General features: G+C 39.6%; 15 protein-coding genes and 1 tRNA gene. 14 read left to right on the top strand and 2 right to left on the bottom strand.

The window, feature by feature from the left end:
- Nucleotides 1-172 precede the first annotated feature (172 nt).
- Entirely contained in the window at nt 173-463 is a 291-nt protein-coding gene (locus tag NGR58_RS06495; protein ID WP_115470205.1) for a hypothetical protein, read from the bottom strand.
- A 208-nt stretch (nt 464-671) separates the two neighbouring features.
- Here NGR58_RS06495 and uvrA point away from each other — a divergent pair, with 208 nt between their 5' ends.
- From uvrA to NGR58_RS06455, 8 genes are all read left to right on the top strand, one after another.
- Nucleotides 672-3,527, top strand: a complete 2,856-nt coding sequence (gene uvrA / locus NGR58_RS06490; protein WP_258088785.1) for an excinuclease ABC subunit UvrA — start codon at nt 672-674, stop codon at nt 3,525-3,527.
- Nucleotides 3,528-3,606: 79 nt separating this feature from the next.
- Nucleotides 3,607-3,726: a putative metal homeostasis protein gene (locus NGR58_RS06485; RefSeq protein ID WP_258088784.1), complete on the top strand. Its 120-nt coding sequence runs from the start codon at nt 3,607-3,609 to the stop codon at nt 3,724-3,726.
- A gap of 181 nt (nt 3,727-3,907) precedes the next feature.
- Nucleotides 3,908-4,801, top strand: coding sequence for an RNase adapter RapZ (rapZ, locus tag NGR58_RS06480; RefSeq protein ID WP_258088783.1), 894 nt, complete (start codon nt 3,908-3,910; stop codon nt 4,799-4,801).
- Nucleotides 4,798-5,793 (top strand): gluconeogenesis factor YvcK family protein, encoded by a 996-nt coding sequence (locus NGR58_RS06475; RefSeq protein WP_258088782.1) that lies wholly within the window; start codon nt 4,798-4,800, stop codon nt 5,791-5,793. Before rapZ ends, NGR58_RS06475 begins: the two co-directional genes overlap by 4 nt.
- Nucleotides 5,794-5,823: 30 nt before the next feature.
- Nucleotides 5,824-6,795: a DNA-binding protein WhiA gene (gene whiA, locus NGR58_RS06470; RefSeq protein WP_258088781.1), complete on the top strand. Its 972-nt coding sequence runs from the start codon at nt 5,824-5,826 to the stop codon at nt 6,793-6,795.
- 81 nt (nt 6,796-6,876) lie between these two features.
- Entirely contained in the window at nt 6,877-7,470 is a 594-nt protein-coding gene (locus tag NGR58_RS06465) for an ATP-dependent Clp protease proteolytic subunit (RefSeq protein WP_075270208.1), read from the top strand.
- A gap of 584 nt (nt 7,471-8,054) precedes the next feature.
- On the top strand, nt 8,055-9,050 hold the full coding sequence (locus NGR58_RS06460; RefSeq protein ID WP_258088780.1) for a D-2-hydroxyacid dehydrogenase: 996 nt from the start codon (nt 8,055-8,057) through the stop codon (nt 9,048-9,050).
- A gap of 92 nt (nt 9,051-9,142) precedes the next feature.
- Nucleotides 9,143-10,291, top strand: a complete 1,149-nt coding sequence (locus NGR58_RS06455) for a PTS sugar transporter subunit IIC (RefSeq protein ID WP_258088779.1) — start codon at nt 9,143-9,145, stop codon at nt 10,289-10,291.
- 316 nt (nt 10,292-10,607) lie between these two features.
- Here the strand turns inward: NGR58_RS06455 and rpmF are convergent, their stop codons facing one another.
- Nucleotides 10,608-10,781 (bottom strand): 50S ribosomal protein L32, encoded by a 174-nt coding sequence (gene rpmF, locus NGR58_RS06450; RefSeq protein WP_002827844.1) that lies wholly within the window; start codon nt 10,779-10,781, stop codon nt 10,608-10,610.
- Between the two features lie 397 nt (nt 10,782-11,178).
- On the opposite strand from rpmF, the gene NGR58_RS06445 reads away from it, so the two are divergent.
- From NGR58_RS06445 to NGR58_RS06420, 6 genes are all read left to right on the top strand, one after another.
- The gene (locus NGR58_RS06445) at nt 11,179-11,616 is read left to right on the top strand and encodes a universal stress protein (protein WP_258088778.1); all 438 of its coding nucleotides are present in this window, start codon (nt 11,179-11,181) and stop codon (nt 11,614-11,616) included.
- A 129-nt stretch (nt 11,617-11,745) separates the two neighbouring features.
- The gene (locus NGR58_RS06440) at nt 11,746-12,174 is read left to right on the top strand and encodes a MarR family transcriptional regulator (protein WP_258088777.1); all 429 of its coding nucleotides are present in this window, start codon (nt 11,746-11,748) and stop codon (nt 12,172-12,174) included.
- 134 nt (nt 12,175-12,308) lie between these two features.
- A tRNA-Gln gene (locus NGR58_RS06435) sits at nt 12,309-12,380 on the top strand.
- A gap of 251 nt (nt 12,381-12,631) precedes the next feature.
- Nucleotides 12,632-14,320, top strand: coding sequence for an acetolactate synthase AlsS (gene alsS, locus NGR58_RS06430; RefSeq protein WP_258088776.1), 1,689 nt, complete (start codon nt 12,632-12,634; stop codon nt 14,318-14,320).
- A gap of 140 nt (nt 14,321-14,460) precedes the next feature.
- Nucleotides 14,461-15,177: an acetolactate decarboxylase gene (budA, locus tag NGR58_RS06425; RefSeq protein ID WP_258088775.1), complete on the top strand. Its 717-nt coding sequence runs from the start codon at nt 14,461-14,463 to the stop codon at nt 15,175-15,177.
- Nucleotides 15,178-15,288: 111 nt separating this feature from the next.
- On the top strand, nt 15,289-16,296 hold the full coding sequence (locus NGR58_RS06420) for a zinc-binding alcohol dehydrogenase family protein (RefSeq protein ID WP_258088774.1): 1,008 nt from the start codon (nt 15,289-15,291) through the stop codon (nt 16,294-16,296).
- Nucleotides 16,297-16,399 lie beyond the last annotated feature (103 nt).

The following is a 16,399-nucleotide window of genomic DNA, read 5'->3' as shown; positions in this document are numbered from 1 at the left end:
TTCCGTATTTTATAAGGCGGAATACCTTGTAGATACATTGTGACAGCTTCAATTTGTACTTCTTTTGAAAACATAGTAAAACCCCGTAAGTTTTGGAAATTACTCCAACTTACGGGGTTCAGTTCATGCGGGAGAAGACTGAAGCCTTTTTCTGCACGTTCCCTTGTTAATTTTATTTTTCTGTCGGTTCTGGAATAAACGTATCAACAGCTGACCAGAAAGTGACCAGTGAAAATACGATAACAAAGTGCCAGGCAATCGTTGTCCAAGCGTTGCCATACACATTGGTATAAGTGTTGATGAATCGTTGTGCAAAGACAAGTGCGATAACTTCCTCAACCGCAATAACTAGCACTGTTAAAGCAGCTGCAGCAGCCAATACAGCACCAATCAATAACACGAGTGATGCAAGGTGTTGCGCAATCCAGCGTAAAGACCAAGCTTTGGCAGCTTTGTGATTCATGAGTTGACAACCTCCAATAGTTAAATACTATGCTCCATTATACGTGAAATTAGATTGGGTGACCAAAAAAAGGTAAAAAATAGGCCGAATTATAAGATAAATATTGTTAAAATTAACGTTCTGTCATTTTGTTAAGTTTTAACTAACAATGTGGTTGTCAAAAGGGTTATAATACAATTAGCATAATTGAGATCAAAGGAGACGTTTTATGGTCAATGATTGGATAAAAATTCATGGCGCGCGCGCTCATAATTTAAAGAACGTAGATGTAGATATTCCAAGAGACAAGTTTATTGTCATGACAGGACTATCAGGTTCTGGGAAGAGTTCACTAGCATTCGATACATTATACGCTGAGGGACAAAGACGGTATGTTGAAAGTTTATCAGCATATGCTCGTCAATTTTTAGGGCAAATGGATAAACCAGACGTTGATGCAATCGATGGTTTGAGTCCGGCTATTTCAATTGATCAAAAGACAACTTCCAAGAATCCGCGATCAACGGTGGGGACGGTGACAGAAATTAATGATTACTATCGTCTATTGTTTGCCCGTGTCGGCCAACCTGATGCCGCAGCAGATGGCACAATCGTAAAAAAATCCATCGACCAAATGTTGAATGACCTGTCAGAACGTTTGCCTGAAGGTAGTCGATTGCAAATCCTGGCACCAATAATTCGCCATAAGCGTGGGTCACATGCAACGGCATTTGAGCGAATTCAAAAAGAAGGGTTTGTTCGTTTCATTGTTGACGGTGAAATGCATGAAGTTACTGATGATATTGAGCTAAACAAAAATAAATACCATGATATTGCCATTGTTGTTGATCGCATTATCCTACGTGATAGTTCGCGTGCCCGTCTCTTTGAGTCTTTTGAATCTGCCATGCGTTTAGCGGAAGGACTTGTGACAGTCGACGTCGTGAGAGGTGAAGAGCAACAACTGACGTATTCAGATCACTATACTGGTCCGCTGAAAAACTTTGCAGTTGGTAAGCTTGAACCCCAACTGTTTTCATTTAATGCGCCACTTGGTGCTTGTCCAGTCTGTGGTGGTTTAGGAATCACATTAGAGGTGGATATTGACCGTGTCGTGCCGGACCAAAGTAAAACCTTAGCTGAAGGTGCTATCGATGCTTGGAATCCGATTTCATCATCATATTATCCAGAGATGTTACGACAGTTTGCAGAGTCAGTTAATATTCCGATGGATGTTCCTTTTGAAGAACTAACGGATGAGCAGCGTGAAACCATCTTGTATGGTTCGGGTGAGAAAACTTTCCATTTCCACTATGAGAATGACTTTGGTGGTGTACGTGATGTAGATGTTGTCTTCGAAGGTGTTATGAACAATATTAGTCGACGCTATCGTGAATCAAATTCTGACTTTACTCGTGAACAAATGCGTAGTTATATGGATGAGTTAACTTGCCAAGCTTGTCACGGTTACCGTTTAAATGAAGGGGCTTTGTCCGTTAAAGTTGGTGGCCAAAATATTGGTCAGATTTCTGAACAATCAATTGATCATGAATTGACATTTTTCGAGCAACTCTCATTTGGTCAACAAGATCAAGAAGTTGCCGCACCGATAGTTAAGGAGATTAAAGACCGGCTACGTTTCTTGAAAAACGTGGGCTTGGAATATTTGACCCTATCACGTTCGGCTAGAACGTTATCTGGTGGTGAAGCCCAACGAATTCGTTTAGCAACTCAGATTGGGTCAAATCTTTCTGGTGTCATGTATGTCTTAGATGAGCCTTCAATTGGTTTGCATCAGCGTGATAATGACCGTTTGATTCATTCTTTGCAGCAAATGCGTGATTTAGGGAATACATTGATTGTTGTGGAACACGATGAAGATACGATGCGGGCAGCCGATTATATTATTGATGTCGGACCAGGGGCTGGTGAACATGGTGGTGAAATTATGGCCACAGGTACGCCAGATGAGATTGAGAAGAACTCCCAATCATTGACTGGACAATATCTTGCTGGTAAAAAGTTTATTCCCGTTCCTGATAGTCGTCGTCAAGGAAATGGTCAGAAAATAACGATTTCAGGGGCTGCGGAAAATAATCTAAAGAATATCAAAGTGGATTTCCCACTAGGAAAATTTACCGTGGTGACCGGTGTTTCAGGATCAGGTAAGTCAACATTAGTTAACACGATTCTTAAACGTGCTTTGAAAATGGAACTTAATCATAACTCAGAAAAACCAGGTAAGTATCGTCACATAACGGGTTATGAGAATATTGATAAGATTGTTGATATTGATCAAAGTCCAATTGGCCGGACGCCGCGTTCGAATCCAGCCACTTATACAGGTGTCTTTGACGATATTCGAGCATTGTTTGCTCAGACTAATGAAGCAAAAATGCGTGGTTACAAGAAGGGACGCTTCTCTTTCAATACTAAGGGAGGACGTTGTGAAGCATGTAAAGGTGATGGGGTCATTAAGATTGAAATGAACTTTTTGCCTGATGTGTACGTTACTTGTGAAGTGTGTGGTGGTACACGCTATAATTCGGAAACCCTTGAAGTCACTTATCGTGGTTTGACCATTGCCGATGTCTTAAATCTTACTGCTGAACAAGCGGTTGACTTCTTTGCGGCAATTCCTAAGATTCGTCGTAAGTTACAAACAATGGTTGACGTTGGCTTAGGGTATGTGAAGTTAGGACAATCAGCAACAACTTTGTCAGGTGGTGAAGCGCAACGAATGAAGTTGGCTTCTGAATTACAACGTCGTTCAACTGGTAAAACTTTTTATATTCTAGATGAGCCAACGACTGGGTTACATGTTGCTGATATTTCAAGATTGTTAGATGTTTTGCAGCGATTAGTTGATGGCGGTAATTCAGTTTTGATTATTGAACACAATCTGGACGTTATTAAAACTGCTGACTGGTTAATCGATATGGGACCAGAAGGTGGTGAAGGTGGTGGTGATATTCTAGTGACCGGGACACCTGAACAAATTGCTGCGACGCCTGGTTCGTATACGGGGCAATATTTAGGACCAATTATGGCACGTGATCGACAACGCGCCAATGATACAAAGTAGTGGATGCTTGCAATTTTAAAACAGGGTACGTATACTTATATTTTGTAAGTTAAAAATGACGTATTGAGAGGTAACGATCATGGCAGAAAAATTGGATGTTGCATCAGCTCGACGTAAAATGAAGAGCCCTAATATTAAGACTCGCAAGCGTGCGTTGAAAGTCTTGCATGAAGCAAGTCATCAAACAAATAGAAAGTAAATATATTAGCAGGCTGGAACAAGAGAAAATGTTCCAGCCTTTTTGCTAAAAGTGGTATAAAGTACGGAATAGATTGTTTCTAAAATGGTCCTTTGAACATTTTCTTTTTCATTCATGAGATAACCGGGTGTATCTTAAAGATGATACAATGGATAAGACAAATTAAGAGGAGGGCAGCCAAATGAGCAAGAAAGAATTAATTATTGTCACTGGTATGAGTGGTGCTGGTAAAACGGTTGCCATTCAGGCATTTGAAGATCTTGGTTATTTTACCGTGCAGAATTTGCCACCTGCAATGTTACCCAAGTTTTGGCAAATGATTTCGGATGAAGACACGATTCAACGTGCAGCAGTTATGATTGATCTACGATCACAAAGTTTTTTTGAGGACCTGGATCATGAAGTTCGTCAATTAAGAAAAAACAGTTATGACAAATATGATATGAAGATCGTTTATATCGATGCTTCTGATGGTGAATTAGTGGCCCGTTATAAAGAAACGCGCCGTTCACATCCCTTATCTGGTGAAGGTGGTACTTTATATGGTATTCAACTAGAAAGAGAACAACTAGCTGGCATTCGTGACTTAGCGAGTGAAATTATTCATACGGATGATTATGCACCTAGACAATTGCGAAATTATATTCAAGCACATTTTGGTTCCGAAAAAGACCAAGCGGGTACGTTTGCCATTCAGGTAATGAGTTTTGGCTTTAAGTATGGTATTGCAGTGGATGCTGATTTAGTATTTGACGTTCGCTTCTTACCTAATCCCTATTATAAAGAAGATTTACGTCAACTAACCGGGTTGGATGAGTCTGTAGCTAAATACGTTTGGCAAACAGATGATGCAAAGGAGTTCTACCAACGGGTTAGTGAGCAAATTAAATGGCTATTACCAAGGTATAAGGCTGAAGGTAAAAGTACCTTGACGATTGCTTTCGGTTGTACAGGTGGGCAGCATCGTTCGGTTGCATTTGCCCATCGGTTACATGAGGACTTGTCCGGAGACTGGGTGGTCAATGAGAGCCATCGTGATATTGAACGCCGAAAGGAGAGCACTAACCGGTCATGACAGAAAAATATACAGTTAAGCGTGTACCGAAAATAGTTGTGATTGGTGGCGGCTCTGGTCAACCGGTCGTGTTAAATGGTTTAAAGAAATATGAGAACGATTTAACAGCAATTATTACGGTCGCTGATGATGGTGGTTCTTCGGGGACATTACGCCATTATCTAAAAATGGTACCACCTGGAGATATCCGTAATGTGGTGGCGACATTATCGGAGTTACCAACCAGTTTATTGGATATTTTCCAGTATCGTTTTAAACCCGAAGATGATATGCTTGCCCATCATTCTTTAGGAAATTTGATTATTGCGGCAATGGCAGAAAAAGAACATGATATTTTTGATGGGATACAACTACTAACAAAAATTATGCAAGTTCGTGGCCATGTGTATCCGGTGGCAAATGAACCACTGGTATTGCATGCGAGTTTCTCGGATGGGACAGAGTTAGCGGGCGAAGCTGAAATCACGGCTGCTCATAAAGCTATTGATCATATCTGGGTCACTGCTCAAGAAGAACCGGCTACGCATATTGTGCAGTCACCTAGCCAAGTTATCAATGCCATTTTAGAAGCAGATGTGGTTGTGCTTGGTCCAGGTAGCTTGTTTACGAGTGTACTACCTAATTTAATGGTGCCCAATGTAGCAGAGGCGTTACGTTCAACCCGTGCTAAGGTTGTGTATATTGCTAATATCATGACCCAAAAAGGGGAAACAGATAATTTTACGGACGCAGATCATGTGAATGCAATCAATAAACATGTTGGGGAACGTATCGTAGATGCTGTGATTATGAATACTGGTAAGGTTCCTGACGATTATATTGATTGGCAACGTTGGAATGAAATTTCATATCAAGTACATTCAGATCCAGAATCTGTGCAAGAATTAGGAGCTGAACCGGTTTTGGGCGACCTATTAGCTTTACGAGATGAAGGGGCGTTCCATGATGGGGATGCTGTCGCACAATTAATTATGCAATTAGCGACAAATTAATTGGAATAAATATAGTGGGAGGTGGCATTAATGTCATTTGCGAGTGATGTTAAAAAAGAATTAACCACCTTGGAAATTAGTAATCCAGATAATGCAAAGGCTGAATTATCTGCTTTGTTACGGATGAATGGCTCATTGGGATTGAAGAATCAGCATTTCACCCTTAATGTGCAAACCGAAAATGCGGCCACGGCACGACGGATTTTGGGGTTATTGCAAAAATTCTATCGTTTGCCATCCGAAATTTCTGTTCGTCGTCAAATGAAATTGAAGAAAAATAATTTGTATGTCGTTCGTATTACGAAAGGTGTTAACGAATTACTTGATGATTTGCATATCTTTGAAGGATTCGAATTACTACCGACTGTTCCTGATGAGTGGCTAGAGCCAGAAGGCAAAGCACGTTCTTATCTACGTGGGGCTTTTTTGGCTGCTGGTTCGGTGAATAACCCAGAAACTAGCCGTTATCATTTAGAGATATATTCTTTATATGAAGAACAAGCTACGCAGTTATCAAATCTAATGAACCGATTTGATTTGAATGCTAAAGTGGTTGAACGCCGTTCAGGATTCATCGTGTACTTGAAGGAAGCTGAAAAAATTGGTGACATGATGAAAGTTATCGGTGCAACAAATGCAATGTTTCGTATGGAAGATGTACGCATTATTCGTGATATGCGTAATTCCGTTAATCGGTTGGTCAATGCTGAAAATGCGAATTTGGATAAAACAGTTAATGCGAGTCAAAAACAAATTGATGATATTTTGTTTTTAGATGAAGAAATTGGGTTGGGACGTTTCCCAGAGAAACTACGTGAAATTGCTGAAGTTCGCTTAGCGCATCGTGAAGATCCGTTGTCAGCACTCGGAAAGTATGTGCCATCAGGTGAAATTTCGAAATCCGGTGTTAATCATCGTTTACGAAAATTAACAAAAATGGCTGATGAAATCAGAGACACAGGACAAATTCCAAAAGAGCTGCAACGAGGAAATGATAATTAGTTAAATAGGGTTTGACCATTCTTGACGAAATGATAAAATGGTAATATGTTCTTGATTTTGAACACTAGGAGGAAATAAAAAATGACACCAATTCCATATGTTATTGAACAATCATCACATGGTGAGCGTTCATATGATATTTTTTCACGTTTATTAATTGACCGTATAATTATGGTTAACGGTGAAATTGAATCGCAAATGGCAACCGCAATTATTGCACAGTTGCTATTCTTAGATGCCCAAGATCCAGACAAGGACATTTATATGTATATCAATTCTCCAGGTGGAGAAGTTAATGCTGGTATGGCTATTTATGACACGATGAATTTCATTAGTGCTGATGTTCAAACAATTACAATTGGACTGGCAGCATCAATGGCTTCTGTCTTAGCATCTTCAGGTGCTAAGGGTAAGCGATTCATTTTGCCTAATTCACAGTTTATGATTCACCAACCATCAGGTGGTGCGCAAGGACAACAAACTGAAATTGCCATTGCTGCCAAAGAAATTTTGAAGACTCGTAAGAAGTTGAACCAAATTTTGGCGGACAATACTGGTCGACCATTTGAAGAAGTTGAAAAGGATACTGAACGTGATCACTGGCTAGATGCTGAAGAGTCACTTGAGTATGGCTTGATTGATAAGATTATGACTAGTGCTAAGGATAAGTCATAAAAAATGGCTCTTAGTGTAAAATTTAATATTAGTAATTAGAATCTTTCCTTAAGGATAGGTTTGAAATATTTAGTACCGATAGCTAATTTTTCATAATTAGTTATCGGTATTTTTTGTGTATATCTAGCCGATTATTTAGAAACCGTTAACCGAGAGAGGGTTAGGAATGTTTCGTAATGTGATTGTTACAGGGGACAATTGATATAGTTAATATGTGACGGCATGAGCTCTTAGACGATTTTTAAAGATGAAAAGGTTATCATGTGTTTTGTAATTGACGAACGGACGTTAATTTCACAAACTTTTTAGTAAGCGCTTTCTTTATTGACAGAACAAGGTTTACATCATATCATTGTATCGAGGAAGTACTTTGGTGACAAAATTTAATACTTCCTTATTGTGAACATATGCACATTGTGTAAGCGCTTTAAATTAAATATATATATTCTATTTTAGCTATAAATAAAGTGATTTGTCCCATATTGAAACGACACATTTTATTTATTTTTGGCTGTTGTGTTGAACATTTCACAAATGTATTTATAATTAAAAGTGTTAAGACATGCTTTGGAGGAAATAGAACAATGAAAATTTTTGCATATGGTATTCGAAAAGATGAGCAAGCCGCACTACGTGAGTGGGAATCAAACCACCCAGAAGTAGAAGTAGACTTTACTGATAAGTTATTGGATCCAGAAACTGCTCAATTAGCTAAGGGCGCAGATGCAGTTGATGTTTACCAACAATTATCATACACACCTGAGACGTTGACCGCTTTGCACGAATTAGGCATTAACAAAATGTCATTACGTAATGTTGGTACAGATAACATTGATTTTGATACAGCTCGTCGTTTTGACTTCTCAATTTCAAACGTTGCTGTTTATTCACCTAATGCAATTGCTGAGCACGCAGCTATTCAAGGGGCACGTGTGCTACGCCAGACAAAGGCATTAGATAACAAGATTGCTAACCATGACTTGCGTTGGGCACCAACAATTGGTCGTGAAGTTCGCATGCAAACATTCGGAATTATTGGTACAGGACACATTGGACGTGTTTTGATCAATATTTTGAAGGGCTTCGGTGCTAAGATCGTTGCTTATGATGTTTACCGTAACCCTGAGCTTGAAGCAGAAGGTATTTACGTTGACACATTGGACGAATTGTACGCACAAGCTGATGTGATTTCACTTCACGTGCCAAGTTTGCCAGAAAATTACCACATGATTAATGCGGAATCAATTGCAAAGATGAAGGATGATGTGGTATTGATCAATGTTTCTCGTGGTGACTTGATGGATATCGATGCCATTGTTGATGGCTTAGATTCAGGTAAGATTTTTGGTCTTGCAATGGACGTTTATGAGAAGGAAGTTGGCTTGTTCAACAGTGACTGGTCAGACAAAGAATTCCCAGATGCTAAGATTGCAGACTTGATTGCTCGTGAGAACGTTTTGGTAACACCTCACACAGCCTTCTATACAACTAAGGCCGTTTATGAGATGGTTACGCAATCAATGGATGCCTCATTAGCCTTTATCAAGGGTGAAGAGACACCAAACGAAGTTAAGTATTAATAGTTAATTTTTACAGTGATGATTGTGGGATTTTATTACTGTGAGTAGGTATGTGACATTGTCACATTAGATTAGAAAGGTAATTGAATATTATGGCTAGCGCAGTTTTTGACGGTTCTTATGAACTAAAGTTTAAAGATTTTTTCTTTAAAGTATTGTCTGGTTCTGCTCAAGGTATTTTGATTGGTGTTTTACCATCAGCTGTTTTGAAGTACGTTATTCGTCCGTTTGTACAGAGCGGCATGGGATGGGCGGTTGACTTAAGTGCAATCTTGACGTTATTCTCGTCATTTCTCCCAATGTTGATTGGTTTGGCAATTGCCATGCAATTTAACATGAAGTCTCTAGATGTTGGAGTTATGGCCATTGCGGTTGGAGTTGCCTGTGGTTCGATCAATTGGGCTTCGGTGCCAGCAGGATTTAAGAATCCAATTACTGGTGTGACAACAACCTCGCCTAGTACAGTGTACATGGCATCTGGAGCTGGAGATGTGATCAATGCCATGATTGTTTCAGCGATCGGTGTCCTTGTTATTTGGTTGATTGCTAAATATCTATGGGGATTCGGTTCATTAGCAATTATCCTAAGTCCTATCATTGTAGGTGGGGGTGTTGGATTAATTGGTAAAGAAATCGCACCTTATGTTGGTGAAGTAACAACTTGGATTGGAAAGATGGTGCAATTAGCAACTGATTTGCAACCATTGCCAATGACAATTATTATTGCCATGGCATTCGCGGTTATTATCGTCACACCTGTTTCAACTGTTGGTATTGCTTTGGCAATTACATTATCTGGACTGGGATCAGCGGCTGCTGGTGTTGGAATTGTTGCAACGACCGTTGTCCTATTGATTAACTCAATTAGAGTTAACAAGGTTGGAACGACAGTTGCTATCTTCTTAGGAGCTATGAAGGGAATGATGCCTTCAGTGTTTAAGAAGCCAATCATGTTATTCTCATTCATGGTTGCTGCTGGACTTTCAGCATTGCCAATTAGTTTCTTGAACGTTCAAGGAACACCAACTTCAGCCGGATTCGGTTGGATCGGATTTGTTTCACCAATTCAGTCAGTTGTACGTGATGCTGCCGATAAGGTATTCCAAACAAGTACAATTGGTGTTATGCCAGCTATCTTAGTTTGGGCGATTATTCCAATCATCGCTGGAATTGTTGTTGATCTATTATTTACAAAGGTGTTCAAGCTTTACAAGCCAGAAGACTTTAAGCAAGAAATTTAATATTATAAAAAGACTGGAACATAATGAATGTTCCGGTCTTTTTGTTTTAAAAATATTGCAAGTGATGTGGGGGAACAGTTTCAAAATGACTTTTAAGCTGCTTGTATCCGGTATGTTATTACAAAGACAAAGACGTTGATAGGTGACTTGTAGCCGCGTTCTAAGTACTTTTAGCATCAGACTGGTATGATTTTACGGTCAGGTATGAAAAGGGCTAAAAACCCGGTAAAATAAAAAAACAGAGAATGGTTAAATCCATTCTCCGTCTTAATAATCGTTTATTTTTATCTATCCAAAAATAGATTAATAAATGAACTTACTTAGGTGAAACAACTTGCTTACCGTTGTAAGTGCCATCAGCAGCAACGTGGTGGTTACGTACGTACACACCATTTTCGTTCATGTGAATAGCTGGCGTCTTCAATCCGCCTTGACCGCCGCGACGAGTGCGCTTTGCGTGCTTTGAAACTTTACGTGCAGGAACTGCCATAGTAATATCCTCCCTTACACCGCCGTGTTAGAAAGAAGGCAGTGTTTAATAATCTTATTTTTTCAACTGTTCTAAATTACATTATTTTTTACTTTTTGTCAAGTTATCGCCTTTTTATAAAGGATTATTAAGGCAATAAAAGTCTGGTAATAACTTTACTTTTTGTGCGGCTAGATAGATAATTAGGTGTACCAAAAAACAAGGAGGCATATTTACTGAGGTTATTTTTTCAGTAGAGGATCCGTTACAGCAAAGTGATGGTCCAAGTTTGGCGGTTTGATCAGCTAGTAATTTGGGTGGATTAAACAAGTTGATAATCGGGGAATTTATCGGTAAATGTAATAATGGTCAATATGCTTGATTGTTATGACGATTATATACGTAGAGGAGAGTAAAAATGGCAATAGGAAAACAATTCAAACACATTCTTGTAGCGGTTGATGATTCAAACCTTGGGCAAATGGCCTTAGTTAATGGGATTCATCAGGCAAAAGAGGACGGCGCCAAGTTAACGATTATTTCTATTTTTGAAAAAGAACAGTTAAATGTTTTTGACTTCTTTTCAAAGGAACGTAGTAGTGCCGCTGAAGATGATGTGCAACGCGCGTTGGAACGTTACCGTGAAATGGCTGTTGAAAACGGGGTAACTGATGTTGATACACGTATTGCTGAAGGTGAGCCCGGAGAAGTTATTGTGAAAGATGTCATCCCCGTTGTTAAACCAGATATGGTCGTGATTGGCTCGCACTCACAGCAGGGTACTGAAAAGTACTTTGGTTCACAATCAAGTTATGTTGCAAATAACGCGCCAGTAACCGTTATGATTGTTCGTTAATCATAAATACTATTAGAGATTAGCAATTAGCGTGCTAATCTCTTTTTTTAAAAAAATTAGTCTGAAAGAATGTTGCTTATTTTATAAAATAGTCTATATAGTAGGAAAATATTCTTTTGGAGAAGAAAAATGAACTTAGTTGCGAAGTATATCAACGCTTATTTATCGACGATAAAGTACCTGAATGAGATGGTCGATGAACCGGCAGCATTGTATGACTTATCATTTGAACAATATCTCATTATGCAAGGCGTAGCTCAACATGATGGCCTAACATTGACAGATATTGTAGCAAAACGTCAAGTGACTCGTGCAGCAGTATCTCGACAAATTCGTATGCTGTTGCGAAAACAATATATTTGGCAAGAAGCAGATGTGACTGATCGTCGGCGTATGTTATTGCATTTAACAAAGCGTGGTCAAGAAGTAGAACGGGAACTGACGCAACATATTGAACTGCGTTTTGATGGTTGGCTAGTTACTTTGGGTGAAGAGCGGGCTACTGAAATTCTCAAATACATGCTTAAATTTGATGATAAAGTGCTGACTGATAGATGATTTCGTGGTATGCTTGGCGAAGTGTTATTAATGACACGACTGACAATCAGATAATATATATTTGAAAAATATTTTTTTATATTATTGGCCTTGTATTTATTCAGGGTGTGTTGTATGATTGAATAGTTGTTTTTTGGGCATTAGCCAAGCGGTAAGGCAATGGTTTCTGGTGCCATCATGCACTGGTTCGAATCCAGTATGCCCAGTTTTACAGATGCGGAAAGCGTTAGTTATTTTGATGAGAAATAGCTAACGCTTTTTTGCATGCTATAAAAATTCAAATAAAATTTCACAAATTGTGTAAGCGTTACAATGTCTAATTTCATACGCCTTGTGAAAAAATGAGCTACATTTTTAGTCAGAATGACGGTTCCTTTTTGCTACAAAATACATTGAGAACGCGCTACAATATAAGCATTGATGCTTATTTGCAATATATTTTAAAGAGGTAGAGTACATGTCTGAAGAGAAGAAGACCGGTGCCGACTTAGTGGTCGACAGCCTAAACAACCATGGTGTTGATTTAGTGTTTGGAATCCCTGGTGCTAAGATTGATCGCTTATTTGAAAAGCTTGAACATCCAGCAGAGGGAACAAAAGCACCTAAGCTAATTGTTACTCGTCATGAACAGAATGCTGTGTTCATGGCACAAGCGTTTGCGCGTATCACTGGTAAAACTGGTGTTGTTGCTGTTACTTCAGGTCCGGGTGTGGGTAACTTGGCCTCAGGATTGATGACGGCAACTGCTGAAAATGATCCTGTTTTGGCAATTGGTGGTCAGGTACAACGTAAAGATTTGTATCGCTTAACACACCAAAGCACGCCATCAGCAACTTTGTTTGCGCCAATTACAAACTATTCAGTTGAAATTCAAGATCCAAATAACATTTCAGAAATTATTTCTAATGCTGTCGCAGCTGCGAATGGTCCTAAACCAGGTGCTGCCTTTGTTTCATTACCACAAGACGTTGATGAAGCCGAAGTTGACATGGATGCATTGCCAGTTGTTAAACCAGCTACGTATGGCGCAGCAGCTGCAGATGATATTGCTTGGTTAGCTGAGCAAGTTAAAGCCGCTAAGTTACCAGTTTTGTTAGTTGGTGCTCGTGGCTCAGATGATGCGACAACGGCTACATTGCATGCATTGCTAGAGCAAACAACTTTGCCAGTTGTTGAAACTTATCAAGGTGCAGGAGTTATTTCACGTGAGCTAGAAGAGCAAACGTTCTTTGGCCGGGTTGGTTTCTTCCGCAATCAAGTTGGTGACCGTCTATTGGCTCAATCTGACTTAGTGATCACAGTGGGTTATGATGCAATTGAGTATGAACCACGTAATTGGAACAAGAGTGCTGATTTGCGTATTGTCGCAATGGATACGCAGGCTGTTCAAATTGATAATCACTTTACCCCAGAACGTCAGTTAGTTGGTACATTGGCTGATACTTTGAGCGCTTTGAAAGAGCAAATCAATGGCTATGAGTTACCTGCTGAATCTCAAGACAAATTAGCTGCACTAAAGGCTGATTTGCATGCAGCAGCTGAACCAACATATACACCTGCTCAAGCAGATTTGAACCATCCATTGAGTATCATTAAAGCATTGCAAGCACACATGACAGATGAAATGACATTAACTTCTGATATCGGTTCCCACTACTTGTGGTTAGGTCGTCACTTTAAGTCATATGTTCCTCGTCATTTCTTGATTTCAAATGGTATGCAAACATTAGGAGTTGGCTTACCATGGGCTATGGCAGCTGCAATGGTACGTCCAAATGCTAAGGCAGTATCTATTTCGGGTGATGGTGGTTTCTTCTTCTCAGGAATGGAATTAGCAACTGCTGTGCAATTGCACTTGAATACTGTTCACATCGTTTGGCAAGATAATTACCACTATGATATGGTTAAATTCCAAGAAGAGGTTAAGTACAACGGTGAGTCAGCCGGAGTAAAGTTCTCTGATATTGATATTGTGAAGTTTGCTGAATCAGCTGGCGCTAAGGGATTGCGCGTCGATAAGCCTGAGCAATTGAATGACGTATTGGATGAGGCCTTCGCAACTGAGGGACCAGTTGTTGTTGAGATTCCGGTAGATTATTCACATAATTATGAATTAATGTCACAATTAATTGATGATGGCGAATAGAAGATAGTGAGACAAAAGGCGTTTTGAATCACGGTTATGCCTGATATTTATCAAATAAAAACTGACGAATTATAGGTGCAGGAGGCTGGGACATTTTCTTTTGTCTCAGCTTTCTTACGTTAAGGAAAAGGAGAGTAGATATGTCAACAGTATATCAACACAGTACACTAGCAGCTTTAATGGGTAAGGTGCTTGGTGGATCAGCTACCTTAGCTGAATTAAAAGAGCATGGCGATACAGGAATCGGTACGTTCGATGGACTTGATGGTGAGATGATTATGGTTGATGGCGAGGTTTACTATATGGATGGTGAAGGTGTTATTCATCACGTGACCGATATGGATAAAACGGTACCATTTGCAACCGTACATCATGCCGATGATCCTTCAGAAACGGTGAAGTTTAGCGCTGGAAATATGTCGGAAATGGTGTCGTTGATTGATGACCGCGAATTAGAGAATACATTTTCTGGGGTTATCTTACGCGGCAGCTTTTCATATATGAAGGTTAGGTCTGCACCAAAGTCTGAACGACCATACCCATCATTATCTGAAATCACAAAAACACAACGTGAGTTTGAACAGACTGATGTTACTGGAACACTAGTTGGTTATTATTCACCAGAGTTGTATCAAGGAACTGTCGCTGCTGGTTGGCATGTACATTTCTTGAGTGATGATCGGACGTTTGGTGGACATGTCCTTGGCTTTGATGCTGAGCAACTTGAAGGAGACCTAACGATTTTCGATAATTATGAATTGCATTTGCCAATTGATAATAAAGAATTCCGTGAGCACCATGTTGATATGGACGGCCTAAAAGAAGGTGTTGCAGCGGCAGAAGGTTCACAAGATTAATCATTAATTAGCGGTAATAACACCTGAGTGTGTTGTTATCGCTATTTTTTAACCACCATAGTATCATGTAGGTAAGGAAATCTTGGTATCTATTATTTAAGGGAGTAAATTATGACAAAATTAATGAAAGCGGTCGTTACGACGCTTGATGAAGACAACCCGTTGCTGGAAAAAGAAATTCCGTTGCCAAATGTTGATAGTCATGATGTGCTTGTAAAAATCGCTGCATCTGGTATGAATCCTGTGGATGTTAAGCAGCTTGAATTAGCTATGGCGGCAAAGGAAGAACGTGTCCTTGGTTTTGATGGTGTTGGTGAAGTGGTTTCAACTGGTACTGATGTAAAAAAGTATCAGGTTGGTGACCGAGTATTTTTTGCCGGAGAATTGGGACGTACTGGTTCTAATGCTGAATATGAAGCAGTTAATGAAAAATTGGTTGCTAAAACGCCTGATGATTTGTCAGATGTTGAAGCGGCAGCATTACCGTTAACCTTTTTGACAGCATACGAGATGCTTGCTGATAAATTTGGCATTTCTATGGCTCCTGGTGCAGCGTCAGGGAAAACTTTATTGATTATTAATGGTGCTGGTGGTGTTGGGTCGATTATGATTCAATTAGCAAAATGGCTGGGAATGACGGTGATTGCTACAGCTTCGCGTGACGAAACGATTGAATGGGTCAAACAACTAGGGGCTGATTTTGTTGTTAATCATCGAGAGGACTATGCATCTGAGGTGAAGCGTCTTGGGTTCCCTGAAATTCCTTATATTGCTGTACTGCATTCATTAGACCAGCACTTTGAAGCGGCAGCAAAGTTAGTGGGAAGCTATGGGCATATTGGCGCCATTGTACAATCGACACAACCTTTGCCAGTTGGTCTCATTAAAAACAATGCAGCATCATTAGATTGGGAATTTATGTTTGCGAAGACAAATGCTGGGCAGAATATCGCCAGTCAAGGGGATGCTTTAGCATTGCTTTCTGAATTAGTCGATGCGGGGGATGTGCAATCGACGATTACACAAACCATTGATGGTTTCTCAGCTGCCACGGTGCTGGCAGCACAACAAAAAGTTTCTGCTGGTGATATGCTAGGAAAATTAGTAATTAAATATTAATTAATAAATAAAAGAATGATAGAGAATGAATTTTTATGTAAACTAAAATTCATTCTTTTTTGTCTAAAAAAATGCAAAATAACATTTGCACTCTCGGTGGTAG

This window comes from Weissella fangxianensis, from assembly GCF_024718545.1.
Taxonomy (GTDB): Bacteria; Bacillota; Bacilli; order Lactobacillales; family Lactobacillaceae; genus Weissella; species Weissella fangxianensis.
Note: the sequence above shows the minus strand (reverse complement) of the source record. Positions and strands in the feature narration are given on the sequence as shown.

What these genes read in the sequence shown, in the direction of transcription:
- NGR58_RS06455 (WP_258088779.1), top strand. Translation starts at nt 9,143, where the DNA reads ATGGCTAGCGCAGTTTTTGACGGTTCTTATGAACTAAAGTTTAAAGAT.
- NGR58_RS06460 (WP_258088780.1), top strand. Translation starts at nt 8,055, where the DNA reads ATGAAAATTTTTGCATATGGTATTCGAAAAGATGAGCAAGCCGCACTA.
- uvrA (WP_258088785.1), top strand. Translation starts at nt 672, where the DNA reads ATGGTCAATGATTGGATAAAAATTCATGGCGCGCGCGCTCATAATTTA.
- NGR58_RS06440 (WP_258088777.1), top strand. Translation starts at nt 11,746, where the DNA reads ATGAACTTAGTTGCGAAGTATATCAACGCTTATTTATCGACGATAAAG.
- whiA (WP_258088781.1), top strand. Translation starts at nt 5,824, where the DNA reads ATGTCATTTGCGAGTGATGTTAAAAAAGAATTAACCACCTTGGAAATT.
- NGR58_RS06445 (WP_258088778.1), top strand. Translation starts at nt 11,179, where the DNA reads ATGGCAATAGGAAAACAATTCAAACACATTCTTGTAGCGGTTGATGAT.
- rpmF (WP_002827844.1), bottom strand. Translation starts at nt 10,781, where the DNA reads ATGGCAGTTCCTGCACGTAAAGTTTCAAAGCACGCAAAGCGCACTCGT.
- rapZ (WP_258088783.1), top strand. Translation starts at nt 3,908, where the DNA reads ATGAGCAAGAAAGAATTAATTATTGTCACTGGTATGAGTGGTGCTGGT.
- NGR58_RS06495 (WP_115470205.1), bottom strand. Translation starts at nt 463, where the DNA reads ATGAATCACAAAGCTGCCAAAGCTTGGTCTTTACGCTGGATTGCGCAA.
- NGR58_RS06420 (WP_258088774.1), top strand. Translation starts at nt 15,289, where the DNA reads ATGACAAAATTAATGAAAGCGGTCGTTACGACGCTTGATGAAGACAAC.
- alsS (WP_258088776.1), top strand. Translation starts at nt 12,632, where the DNA reads ATGTCTGAAGAGAAGAAGACCGGTGCCGACTTAGTGGTCGACAGCCTA.
- budA (WP_258088775.1), top strand. Translation starts at nt 14,461, where the DNA reads ATGTCAACAGTATATCAACACAGTACACTAGCAGCTTTAATGGGTAAG.
- NGR58_RS06465 (WP_075270208.1), top strand. Translation starts at nt 6,877, where the DNA reads ATGACACCAATTCCATATGTTATTGAACAATCATCACATGGTGAGCGT.
- NGR58_RS06485 (WP_258088784.1), top strand. Translation starts at nt 3,607, where the DNA reads ATGGCAGAAAAATTGGATGTTGCATCAGCTCGACGTAAAATGAAGAGC.
- NGR58_RS06475 (WP_258088782.1), top strand. Translation starts at nt 4,798, where the DNA reads ATGACAGAAAAATATACAGTTAAGCGTGTACCGAAAATAGTTGTGATT.